At 67.2% G+C, this 12,561-nt stretch carries 7 protein-coding genes; 1 reads left to right on the forward strand and 6 read right to left on the reverse strand.

Translation table 11 applies throughout. The features are described 5' to 3' along the window. Nucleotides 1-206 precede the first annotated feature (206 nt). Both D9V34_RS00365 and D9V34_RS00370 read right to left on the reverse strand, forming a co-directional pair. A complete protein-coding gene (locus D9V34_RS00365; RefSeq protein WP_147441565.1) occupies nucleotides 207-665 on the reverse strand; it encodes a hypothetical protein in 459 nt (152 codons plus the stop codon). Between the two features lie 129 nt (nucleotides 666-794). Beyond that, entirely contained in the window at nucleotides 795-1,136 is a 342-nt protein-coding gene (locus D9V34_RS00370; protein ID WP_121686987.1) for a DUF732 domain-containing protein, read from the reverse strand. A 251-nt stretch (nucleotides 1,137-1,387) separates the two neighbouring features. Here D9V34_RS00370 and D9V34_RS00375 point away from each other — a divergent pair, with 251 nt between their 5' ends. Then, the gene (locus D9V34_RS00375) at nucleotides 1,388-2,098 is read left to right on the forward strand and encodes a DedA family protein (RefSeq protein WP_121686988.1); all 711 of its coding nucleotides are present in this window, start codon (nucleotides 1,388-1,390) and stop codon (nucleotides 2,096-2,098) included. A gap of 108 nt (nucleotides 2,099-2,206) precedes the next feature. On the opposite strand, the gene D9V34_RS00380 is transcribed toward D9V34_RS00375, so the two are convergent. The 4 genes from D9V34_RS00380 to rph form a co-directional block, all read right to left on the reverse strand. After that, nucleotides 2,207-9,937, reverse strand: a complete 7,731-nt coding sequence (locus D9V34_RS00380; protein ID WP_183091782.1) for a DUF7927 domain-containing protein — start codon at nucleotides 9,935-9,937, stop codon at nucleotides 2,207-2,209. A gap of 262 nt (nucleotides 9,938-10,199) precedes the next feature. Next, nucleotides 10,200-11,108, reverse strand: a complete 909-nt coding sequence (locus D9V34_RS00385; RefSeq protein ID WP_121686990.1) for a cation diffusion facilitator family transporter — start codon at nucleotides 11,106-11,108, stop codon at nucleotides 10,200-10,202. Between the two features lie 93 nt (nucleotides 11,109-11,201). After that, nucleotides 11,202-11,813, reverse strand: a complete 612-nt coding sequence (rdgB, locus tag D9V34_RS00390) for an RdgB/HAM1 family non-canonical purine NTP pyrophosphatase (protein ID WP_030148574.1) — start codon at nucleotides 11,811-11,813, stop codon at nucleotides 11,202-11,204. Continuing rightward, nucleotides 11,810-12,553: a ribonuclease PH gene (gene rph / locus D9V34_RS00395; protein WP_030148573.1), complete on the reverse strand. Its 744-nt coding sequence runs from the start codon at nucleotides 12,551-12,553 to the stop codon at nucleotides 11,810-11,812. Before rph ends, rdgB begins: the two co-directional genes overlap by 4 nt. Nucleotides 12,554-12,561: the final 8 nt, after the last annotated feature.

Below are 12,561 nucleotides of genomic sequence, written 5' to 3' on the forward strand. Positions count from 1 at the left end.
ATACGCGAGCGTTTTTGTCCCCTGATCGGTGCCACCGAAATCCCCTGTCCTATTGGTAAGACGCACAGTCTGGTCTCAGCATAGGAGTCGTGATTCGGGATAAACAACCGAAATTCACGCGTGGGGAGAGAATTACCCCCAGATGAGGGGCGCTTTTCTCGGCGGAGGGCCCGGCGGAGTGCGGGGGCCGCCGGGCCTCACACGACCTAGTCGAACTTCGGGGTGGTTGCCTCGCAGGTCACCGGCTTGCCCGGCTCCCCGGCCACCGCCGCAATCTGCCGCTTCCCATCCAGCAGAATCTGGCAGGTTGCCCGCTGGCCCTCACCCGGGGTTGCGACGATCGAGGCGGGCTGGGTGGCGGTCACCATGACCGTCTTTTCCCAGCGCGAGCTTTCGGGGGCGGTCGCATCCACCTCCAGTGGAAGGTTCGGGAGGTTCTTGGTGACCGTGTCTTCTCCGCGAGATTTGGCCTCGCCAAAGGTCACCGTGGGGAGGGTCGGGGTGCCCTCACCGGACACCGTCACCGCGTAGGTCACCGACCAGGCATCGGCGGTGGAGTTCTTGATCGAATCAACCAGGCCACATCCGCTCAGGCCCACACCCACGAGGGTCGCGGCCCCCAGGGCGATGCCGGTTTTTGCCCAAATTCCTGCGGTCTTCATCATGTTTCCTCCGTGTGTTCAACGTCTGAACATCACGCTATCGAGGCACATGCACACGGCGCTTCGCTCGCCGCGCTGATGTTGACGGCGGCAATATCGCTCGCTCGGAGGAGGGCTCTCAGCCCAGCGGACCTACTTGGTCAGCGCCTCACCCAGGTCGGGGCAGTACCGGGCGGTCGCGGTATCCATGAAGGAATCGACGTCCTCGGCGGTGCGCCCGTCGCTGAGGGAGCTCTGCTTATAGTCTTCGGCAACCTTGCGCAGGCCCGACGCGTTATCGCGCTCCTTGTCCAGGCGCGAGCAGTAGTCCTGGGCGAACTCGATCAGGCGTCCGGTTGAGAGGGTGGAGTAGCTCTTGAGCGACTGTGCTCGTGCCGAAAACTCCCCGTTGTTGATCGGGGCCGGGCCCTGGGCGCACCCACTGAGCAGCGCCACCGCCAGAATGGTTGCCGCGACTGCGAACCTGTGCTTCATGATCGGGAACTCCCTTCCGAATCAGTATTCTAATCCCCCGGGCGACGACTCACCGTCACGGCGCGTGCGCCGGACGGGGTGGAAATCGTTACGGCATTCCCAGGCTCGTCGCGTCTGGGCCGCCCTTCCGTCATCCGCTGGAATGATCTTGTACGTCACGCCCGTCCTGCCTGTCCGCGGGCAGTAGACTCGTGGTGTCCCTTCACGGTACGTCTGCGGGTGTGCCACCAACAATTCGGAGCCTTTCATCGATGCATACCGCTCTCATTCCCTGGCTTGACTCCAACGAAATCCTGCAGGCGGCCGGCCCCTGGGCCGTTCTGGTCGTGTGCCTCATCGTGTTTGCCGAAACCGGCCTGCTGGTGGGCTTCATGCTCCCCGGAGACACCCTCCTGGTCATCACCGGCCTCACCAGCAACAACGGCACGAGCGATGGTCTCGGCATGCCGATCTGGTGGGTCGCGATCCTGATTGGAATCGCCGCGTTTATCGGCGGTGAGGTGGGATATCTGATTGGGCATCGCGCCGGGCCCAAGATCTTTGAGCGTAAAGAGACCGGTCTGTTCAGCATCGAGAACGTCAACCGGACCAATAAGTTCTTCGAAAAGTGGGGCGCGCTGGCGATCATCATCGCCCGCTTCGTGCCCGTGGTGCGTACCTTCGCCCCGGTTGCGGCCGGTGCCTCGCACATGAACTACCGCAAGTACAGCCTGTATAACCTGATCGGTGCGCTGATCTGGGGCACCGGCCTCACCTACTTCGGCTACCTGATCGGCTACATCCCGCCGGTTGCTCACTTCGTGAGCTCCTACATCGACGTGATCCTGCTGGCCGCCGTGGCCCTCTCGGTCGGCCCTGCGGCCGTGCACTACTTCATGGCCTTCCGCAAGAGCAAGCGTCTGGCCGCCGAGGAGGCCGCCCGGGCCGCTCAGGCACCCGAGGACGAGGCTCCCGCAGCCTAGTTCCTCCCCCATACACACGGCGGCCGCCGGATCCTCAGGGATCTGGCGGCCGCCGTTTTTGGCCGTGTCTGAGCGCACCACCGAGCCGCGCCCGAAGGCACCTCCAGACTAGGCCCGCCGGCCGCGCCGCATGAGCACCAGGCCGGCCGCGAGCAGCGCCCCCGCCAGCAGTGTGAGGGTACTCGAGGCGTCTCCGCCACCGGTGCTGCTCAGCCGAGTCTCGGCGATTATCGGCTTCGGCGTGGCCGGGTCACCGGGACCGTGGGGCACACTCGGCAGGCCCGGGTGAGCGGGCAGCGTCGGGACCGTGGGTGCCGTCGGGGTACCGGGGATGGTGGGTTCTCGCGGATCCTCGGGGATGATCGGGCAGTCGGTCTCGGGGAACGACACCGTTTTGGTTGCCGTGAGCCGGTCGGTCGCGGTGACCCATCCCGCGCGCGGCACCACGTGGAACCCGGCCTCGGCATGGGCGGTGATCACCACGGACTTCCCCGGGGCAAACTCCCCGGTGACCTCATACCAGACGCCCGGGGTAAGCAGTACGCTCAGGGTTGGCCGCACGTATACACCGGCCACACAGCCGGGCTCGGTGACCACCGGATCGCGCGGGGTCACCGGCACCGTGTCCTCGCCCGTTCCAGGTTCTCCGGTGCCCGGGCCGGTCCCGGTCCCGGGGTGTTCGGGATCCACGCCGCCGTCACCGCCGCCGCCGGGGTTCCCCTCACCGCCGCCGGTGTGAGGCGGATCGATCGGGGTGGTGGTCGCGCAGCCCTCGGATTCGTCGGTGGGCGAGGTGCAGGACGTGGGTGCCGACGATCCGGTCCCCCACACTCGGTTGACCAGGCCGACGTCATGAATCTGGGCACTGGTGGTGGTGATCACCACGCGATAGCGCAGCACGGCACTCTCCCCCGGTGCCAGGTCGAAGGCCGGGGTGCGAAGCCAGGAGGTGCCGGGCTTGGGTGGTTCCACCCGAATCGGCTCGCGATCACCGATTTTCAGGGTAATGTCGCCGTCGAGACGTGCGGCACCGAGCACCTGGCTCAGGTCATCGGTGAGCACGATCCCGGTCACCGGACCCTGGTTCTCGGCTCGCGCGGAGGCGCGCACCTCATAGGTGATGCTGTCGCCCACGGCGAGGCTGGTGCCCGCGCCGATCGGAGCACCGGAAGTGTTTTCAGCGTGCTTGCCGATCGACCACTGCGCGGGCGTGGTTCCGCCGCCGGGACCGGTACCGCCGTCGTTTCCGCCGCCGGTACCGGGGGTTTCGGGCCCGCCGGATCCGCAGTCGGGGGCCTCGGGGAAGCTCACCGAGAAGTGTGCGGTTTTCCCGTCCTCGGCGAGCTCCCATCCGGGCGGCACCACCAGGGCGAATCCCTCACGCGCGTGCGCGGTGATCGTCACCGTGTGCCCGAAGGCCACCTCGCCGGCGATCGTATAGAAGATTCCGGGTGTCACCGGCACGTTGATCCACGGGGCCTCGGGTTCCCCGTCGGTGCACACCGGTGCGGTGGGCCAGGAGGGGTCCTCGGGCGTGGCCGGGGTGTCCGTTCCGGGCCCCGGGTCCGGGGTGGTCGGAGTACAGTCAGGCAGGCTCAGAGTGATGACCCTGGTTGCCGAGGTCTTCTCGGCTGAGAGCGTCCAGCCGGCCGCGGGGCGAAGCGTCCGTCCATCCAGCGAGGTTGCGGTGATCGTGACCGTGCCGCCGGCCACCAGCTCGCCGCTCATCTCATAGCGCACCCCGTCGGATACCGGCAGCCGTACGTCGGGCACCGAGATGCCGCCCTCGGGCAGGCAGATCGCCTGGGTGATGCTCGGGTCAGCGAGCGACACCCGGTCATCCACGATGACCAGTTCGGTGCGGCACGCGGCATTCAGTCCGGCATCGGTGTCGCCCACCGCGCAGCGAGCGGGTGTGTTGACGCCGCTGCCGCGCACGTCGTTGCGCAGGGTGCCGCCGTGCTGTCCCTCGGCGACGCGGACCGCATAGCTGAGCACCGCGGTCTGATCGCGGGCCAGATCGAATGCGGGCGTGATAAGTTGCCGCGTGGCCGACGGGGTCACCGTGATCGGTGCAGCCTCCCCCACGCGCAGGCTCGGGGGCGCAACCAGCTCGGCCGAGGCGAGCACGCCGGCCAGGCTGTCATGCAGCACCACGTCCTCGGCGGTGTTGCCCGAGAGCCAGCGTGCGGTGATCTCGTACCGGACAATGTCGCCCCCGGTCACCACGGCACCGGCTGCCAGCGGGTGACCGTCGGCATCCAGGGCCACCTTAGAGAGTGTCCAGGCGCTCAGGATCGGTGTGGTCACCTCGGCGCACACCCGGGCGGCATTCTCGCCGGGCTCCCCGGCACAGATTCGGTTGAGCAGCGAGCGGTCGCCGCTGCCGGTACGAGCATTGACGGTCACCGGGTAGGTCAGGGTCAGTTTCTCCCCGGCGGCCAGGGCCCCGCTCCAGCGCACGTGGCCGTCCACCATCGGGACCTCAAACTCGGGGCCGTCGCCGATGCGAGCGATCGCCACCTCGCCCACCGGGGTCGCATCGTCCAGGACACCGGCCAGGGTATTATCCACCGCGAGCGGGGCGCGCTCGGACCAGGCACCGGGCCCGGGGTTCTCGACGGTCAGCCGGTAGTCCAGGCGTTCCCCGCGCAGCGCGGTACCGGTAAAGGTCTCGCCGTCGCGCAGCAGTTCACCACCCACCCGCGGGGCCGCCGGGGCGAGCTGCAGCTGCACGGCGCAGGGCTGGGTGGCCGGGCCGCAAGTGGCCGGGGCGATGGTGCCGATTCCGGGGATCTCGGCGGTACCGATCGCCTCGTCTCGCAGGGTACCTCGGCGCAGATCCTCGGGCACGGTCACCGTGTAGGCGAGAACCGCGGGCTGATCCCCGGGCAGTTCAAAGCGCGGGGTGGTCACCCGACCAGAGGCCAGCTTCAGGGTGGTGGGGGCGGCGGATCCCACGGTCAGGGTGGGATCGCCCGTAAGCTCGGCCACGCCGAGGGTCTGAGATGGATTCGCCTGAATCTGCACACCCTCCACGGGCCATCCGCCGATAGCCTCGGCACGGACCCGATAGGTCAGCCGATCCCCCGGGCGCACCGGGGAGCCGCTGGTGAGCTCGGCACCGTGCTGATCGGTCACGCTCAGGTTCATCCGCCAGTTTTCACCCACGCCAATCTTCAGCCGATCACAGGCGCTGAGGATCGGGTCGGTCACGCCGGGGTTGCGGCTATCGCCGCTCACACAGGCCTCACCATCCAGCATCTTGGGTGTGGTACCGCCGGCGGCGGGCTGCTGCATAATCTGCACCCTGAACGTGATGACCTTGGTTCCGCCGGCCGCGAGCGGGCCGCTCCAGCTCAGGCGGTTATCCACCACCGTGGCCCCGCCGGTCGGGGCACCCACCAGGGCGCCGTCGTCGAGGATGTCGCCGAGGTCCTCGCTCAGGGTCAGCGGGTTACCGGCGGCCCAGCCGGAGGCGGCGTTCCAGCCGCCCTGGCCGGGGTTCTTGATCGTGATCGTGTACTCACCCACGTCGCCCGCGCGCAGCGGACGGGTCGGGTTCGGCACCTTGGTGAAGCCCTGTTTGATACTCAGCTCGGGATACACCCGGCTGATGGTGTGATCCCAGTCGGCGCACTGCGTGATCCGCGGACCGTCGGGCAGCGCCTTATTGCCCGAGTCACCGCTCGCGCAGGAGTGCGCGGTGAGGTGCAGGTCGCCGGTGTAACTGTCGCTCACCTGCACCCGGTAGGCCACATACATCGTGGCCCCGGCCGGCAGCGGGAACGTGTGGGCCAGCGTGGTTCCCTCGATCTTGGGATCCACGACGGCGCAGTCCGAGCTCCAGGAGGTGGGGCTCGCACACGCGGCCGAAGCACCCACCCGGGAGCCGAGGAACACCGCATCGTCCAGGACCCCGGAGAGATCCTGGCTTACCGTGATCCGGCGATCCGCCGCCCAGCTGCTCGGGGCCGTCCACGCCGAAATGGACGGGTTGGTGATGGCCACGCCGTACTGCAGCACGTCGCCCGGACGGATCTCGGTTCCCGGACTGCCCGAGACCTTGGCCCACTGCTTGCCCAGCTTCATCTCGGGGAACACCGCGGTGAACGGGGTCTCGCTGCGCAGCTCGCGCACCAGACGGCCCTCGTCGGGCAGGTCACGGTTACCGGTTTCCCCGGTGATAACACTCAGGGCCGTGAGGATCTGATCACCCGGCACATCGTTCCTGATGGTTCCGCGGATGGTGAACGCCTGGGTGGTGCCCGCCCCCAAGGGGAAGGTCACGTCGATCTTGCCGGCGTCGGTGGGGTCGCCGTAGGAGGTGCAGTAGACGGGCTGCCAGGCGTTGTCCGGCTGACAGGGGCCGGCGACCCCCGACTGCGAGCCATACCAGCTCACATCATCGAGGAACCCGGAGAGATCCTGGCTCAGCCGAAGTCGCTTATCCACCGACCAAGACGATGCCCCCGTCCACCCGGTTTTGCCCGGGTTGCTGATGCGCAGCGCGATCTGCACGCTGTCGCCGGTGCGCAGTTCGGTGCCCGGGGAACCGGAAACCTTCACAATCTTCTGGGTCGCCGTAAGCTCGGGATAGGTGCGCTGGAAGGCCAGCTGGCTCTGCGCGGTGCGGGTAATGACCCCGGCATCGGCCCGGGTGGTGTCGCCGGTGTTCCCCGTGACCACCGAGGCCGTGCGGATCAGCTGGTCCCCGGTGAAGCCGTTGTGCACCACACCGCGGATGTTGAAGGCCTGGGTGCCGCCCGCGGCCAGGGAGAACGTCTGGGTCACCTTGCCACTGCTGGTATCGCTGCCAAAACCGGGGCAGTAGTTCGGGTCCCAGGCGTTGGGGGCCATGCAGTTCCCCGAGACGCCCTGCTGGGCGCCACCGTAGGTCACATCGTCGAGGAAGCCGGTGAGGTCCTGCGTATAGGTGAGTCGCTTATCCGCCGACCAGCTCGAGGGTCCGGTCCAGCCGGTCTTGCCGGGGTTTTTTACCCGGACGGCGACCTGCACCACGTCTCCCGGCAGCAGGTCGGTTCCGCTGGAGCCGCTCACCTTGGTCAGCGTCTGGGTCAGCTCGGCCTCGGGATAGGTCCGGTCGAAGCCCAGCGTGGCCTGCGCGCTGCGCGTGAGCACGCCGCCGTCGGCCTGGGCCGCGTCCCCGGGATTCCCGGTGACGCTCGCGGTGGTGCGCAGGATCTGATCGCCGGGGAAATCGTTGCGGATCACGCCCCGAATATTGAACGCCTGGGTGGTTCCGGCCGCCAGGGAAAAGGTCGAGGTGAGTTTTCCGTCAGCCCCTACGGCCCCCATCACCGGGCAGTAGTTGGGGTCCCAGCTGGCCGGCGGTTGGCAGTTACCCGAGACGCCCTGGAGGGCGCCCACGAGGGACACATCATCGAGGAACCCGCCGAGGTCCTGGGTATAGGTGAGGCGCTTATCCGAGGACCAGCTGGAGGGTCCGGTCCACGCGGTCTTCGAGGGGTTCTTGACCCGCACCGCGATCTGCACGGTGTCCCCGGGCAGGATCTCGGATCCCGCGGACCCGGTCACCTTGGCCATGGTCTGGGTCATTTCCAGCTCGGGGAAGGTGCGGGCGAAGCTCAGCTCGCTCTGCGCGGTTCGGGTGATCCGGCCGTCGTTCTCGCTGCTTGTGTCCCGCGGGTTTCCGGTAAGCAGGGCCGAGGTCGAGATCTTCTGGTCTCCCGGATAGTCGTTGCGCACCACCCCGCGAATGTTGAACGCCTGGGTAGTCCCCGCGGGCAGCGCAAAGGTCATGCTCAGCTTGCCGTCGGGGCCAGGGAGGCCCGCGTTGGCACAGTAGTTGCCGTCCCAGGCATTGATCGGTTGACAGTTCCCCGAGGTGCCCTGGATCGCCCCGCCGTAGGTGACATCGTCGAGGAATCCGGTGAGGTCCTGCACATAGGTCAGGCGCTTATCCACCGACCAGGAGGACGCATCGGTCCAGCCGGTTTTGGCGGGGTTTTTCACGCGGACCGCAATCTGGACCACGTCACCGGGCAGCAGGTCGGTGCCGGTGGATCCGGCAACCTTGGTCATCGTCTGGGTCATCTCGGCTTCGGGGTACACCCGATCAAACCCGAGCGTGTCCTCCTTGGTGAGCACAATCCGTCCGCCGTTTTCCAGCTTCGGATTTCCCGACTCCCCAGAGATCTGCACGGCCGTGCGCATCCGCTGATCGCCGGCGAAATCGTTGCGCACCACGCCACGAATGTTGAACGCCTGGGTCGCGCCCGCGGGCAGCGAGAACTTCAAACTCAGCTTGCCGTCGGCACTCGGCAGACCGGCATTGGCGCAGTAGTTGCCGTCCCAGGCATTGATCGGCTGACAGTTCCCCGAGGTGCCCTGGATCGCCCCGCCGTAGGTGACGTCGTCGAGGAACCCGGAGAGGTCCTGACCGTAGCTCAGCAGTTTGTCGGTGGTGGTGGATGAGGGCGCCGTCCATCCGGTCTTGCCGGTGTTGGTGGCACGCACGGCGATCTGAATGGTGTCGCCGGGGAGGATCCCCGATCCGCTCGACCCGGCGACCTTGGTGATGACCTGGGTCATGGTCAGTTCGGGATACAGCGGGGTCACGTCGGCCGAGGCCGTGGCGGAACGGGTCAGCACCGGACCGTCGGGACGGGTGGTATCGCCGGTATCCACGCTCACGCCCACCCGGGAGTTCAGCTTGAGGTCGCCGGTGAAATCGTTGCGCACAACCGCGCGGGCACTGAGGTACTGGATTCCGCCGGGAGCAAGGGTCATCGGGACGTTGATGATCCCGCCGGCGCTCGGGTTCCCCACCGAGGGGCAGTAGGCCGGGTTCCAGGAGGTGTTGGTGCTACAGAGGATGGAAACCCCCGAGAGGGCTCCACCGAAGGCGGCATCATCGAGCACGCCGGAGAGATCCAGGGCCACGTTGGCTCGGCGATCCGGGGACCAGGGATTCGGGCCGATCAGGTTGAGGTCGCCGGTGTTTTTCACCGCCACGAAGAACTGAATCACGTCTCCGGGCACCAGGTCGCCGCCGGCGCTGCCGCTCACCTTGGCCCAGTTCTGGGTCACCTCGATGTCGGCCTTGGAGTGGATCAGGGTCGCGGTGTTGTCGGCGCAGCGCTCGATCGGATCGATTCCCGCGCCCGTCGGGGCACCGCTCACGCAGGTGGCTACCCGCACCAGGTCGTCCCCGCGGCGGAAGTCATCAACCTGGGCGGTGAACGTGAGTACCTGGGATTTTCCCGCGGCCAGCTCTCCCGACCAGGTCAGGGTCGGCGCGGTTCCCGCGCGGCCAAAGAGCCCAGAGGAGTTGATGCGCGCATCATCCAGCAGGTCGGTAATGTCGACACTCACCCGGGCCGGGGTGGCACGAGTCCACGCATTGGTGCCGGGATTGGTCACGGTCACCGTGTAGGTGACCAGGTCCCCCGGGCGCAGGGCCGCGGTGGGGTTGGGTGCCTTGGCGGCGCTGAGGGTGACCCCCAGATCCCAGTCGGCCGGGGCCAGCGCGGCGGCGGGCGTGGCTGCGGACGTGGCGGCGGCTGATTCGGTGAACACGGTTGAATCCCGAGCCGCGACGTTCATCGCGGGGAGCCTCAGGGTGGCCAGCCCGGTGTGTGTCCCGTCTGCGGCACGGCCCTGCTCCGCGGAGGACGTGCTCGCAGGTGCCTGCCCCGCTGAGGAAGACTGTGCCGGTGCCGTGCCCTCCTGTGCGGATGCCTGGACCCCGATCATCAGCCCCGCCAGGGTCGCGAACCCCAGAATCCCCAGGGTGCGAAACAGGACTCGTCGCCGCGGATAACGGGGCGCGGATGTGCGGGCGTGCTTGGGCATTTCGGGGTGCTTTCGGGTCCGACCGGGATACCCATCGTGCGCGGCGAGGCAGGGGGTACTCGCCGAAAAAGATACGGGGCAATCGTGAGGGTAGGTGAACATCGAGAAAACTCACTGCTCACTGCCAGTGTATCGGGTGTGGCACCTCGTCCCGTCCCCGCCCACACGAAAATTCATACCCAGTTCGGTGGCCGGTTACGCAGACAAAAGCCCGGCCTCACACACCGAATGGGGTGTCTGAGACCGGGCTATCGGGTGCGTCCTAGACGTGCACCTCACGCTCATGCTCGGCGTGCTTGGGTGGTTCGATCTGGAAGGTCGAGTGCTCCACGTCGAAGTGGTCGTGCAGGCAGTCGGAGAGCCGGTCCAGCAGCGCCCCCACCTCCCCACGTTCGAAGACCTCGTCCTCGGCCACCACGTGGGCGGTGAAGACGTGCTCCCCCGAGGTGATCGACCACAGGTGTACATCGTGGACCTCGCGCACCCCCTCGGCCCGGGCGATGTGGGCACGCACGTCCTCAACCGAGGTATCCACGGGGGTGGACTCGTTGAGCACACGCCACACATCGCGCAGCAGCAGGTAGGCGCGCGGCAGGATGAACGCGGCAATCGCCAGCGACACGATCGCATCGGCGGGGGCCCAGCCGGTGAGCATGATGATGATCGCGGCCACGATCACCGCCACCGATCCCAGCATGTCACCAAAGACCTCAAGGTAGGCACCACGCAGGTTGATCGAGGACTTCGCCCCGGCCCGCAGGATCAGCATCGACACGATATTGGCGGCGAGACCCACGATGGCCACCAGGAGCATCGGTACCGGCAGAATCTCCGCCTCGGTGGGGTTGGTCAGCCGCTGAATCGCCTCGAGGGCGATGCTGATCGAGACACCGCAGAGAATCAGACCGTTGATCAGCGCGCCAAACACCTCCGTCCGGCGATATCCGTAGGTCGCACGGGCGGAGGCGGGGCGGGCCGCGAGGGTCATCGCGGTGAGGGCCACGATCAGGCCGATCAGGTCGCTGAGCATGTGCCCGGCGTCGGCCAGCAGAGCCAGCGAGCCGGTGAGCAGGCCACCGATGACCTCGGCCACAAACACCGTCGAAACGATGCCGATGACAATCAGGAGTCGTTTTTTGGACGTGGTTGCGGGTGCGTGATCGTGTGCCATGCTTCCACGCTACAAAGGCCGTCCCGAAAGGGCTAGGCCGACACCGTAGATAGGAATGATAGCAGTTATCAATATCCGGCTGACCGGGGGTTTCTAGGCTCCGATCAGGCCGTTCAGCACCGGAATTGCGCGCTCAAACGCGCGGGCCCGGTGGCTCGCCTGGTTCTTCTGCTCGGGGGTCAGCTCGGCGGCTGAAACCTCGAACTCGGCGGGCAGGAACACCGGGTCATAGCCGAAGCCGTTTTCGCCCTGGGGCTCGCGGGCGAGGGCACCGGTCCAGATGCCCACCACCACATCCTCGCTGGGCTCCGAGCCATCCACGCCCGGGTTTACGATCGCGATGTTGCAGACAAACTGTGCGCCGCGGTGCTCGGGGGCGATGTCCGAGAGCTGTGCGAGCAGCAGTTCGAGGTTCGCCCGGTCGTTTTTGCCCGGGCCGGCCCAGCGTGCCGAGAAGATGCCGGGGGCACCACCCAGCAGGTCCACCGCGATGCCGCTGTCATCAGCGAGCGCGATCTTGCCGGTGTGCGCGGCGGCCACGCGGGCCTTAATAAGCGCGTTCTCGGCAAAGCTGGTCCCGTCCTCCACCGGATCGGGCCCGTCATAGGCGACGATGTTCAGTCCCGGCAGCGCGCCGCCGAGGATCTTCTGGAACTCCTCCACCTTGTGCTGGTTGTGGGTCGCCAGGACAACCTCGATGCTCATCGCGCACCACCCTCGAGGGCGGCGAACTGCAGCTCCTTGAGCTCGGCGGAGGAGGCCACGGCCAGATCCAGCAGCTTATTCAGCTCGTCGCGGTCAAACGGCGCACCCTCGGCGGTGCCCTGCACCTCGACGAAGCGGCCGTCGCCGGTCAGTACCACGTTCATGTCGGTCTCGGCACGGACGTCCTCGACGTAGGCCAGATCGAGCATCGGCACGCCATCGATGATGCCCACCGAGACCGCGGCCACCGAGTCGGTGAGCGGCTGAGCCTTGGGACCGATGTGCTTACGCTCGCGCGCCCACTCGATCGCCTGGGCCAGTGCCACATAGGCGCCGGTGATCGCGGCGGTGCGGGTTCCGCCGTCGGCCTGGAGTACGTCACAGTCGATCACGATGGTGTTCTCGCCCAGTGCCTTGGTGTTGATCACCGCGCGCAGGCTGCGACCGATCAGACGGGAAATCTCGTGGGTGCGTCCACCAATCTTGCCCTTGACGGCCTCGCGGTCGTTGCGGGAGTTGGTGGCCCGGGGCAGCATCGCGTACTCGGCGGTGACCCAGCCCTTGCCCTTCCCGGTGAGCCAGCGCGGCACACCCGGGGTGAAGGAGGCGGTGCACAGCACCTTGGTGTTGCCGTAGCTGATCAGCGCCGATCCCTCGGCCTGGGCGCTCCAGCCGGGCTCGATGGTGATGGTACGCAGCTGATCGGGGGTCCGGCCATCGGCACGGGTCGTGTTGCTCACGCGGAGCT

It is taken from the genome of Mycetocola lacteus, assembly GCF_003667575.1.
Classification (GTDB): Bacteria; Actinomycetota; Actinomycetes; order Actinomycetales; family Microbacteriaceae; genus Mycetocola; species Mycetocola lacteus.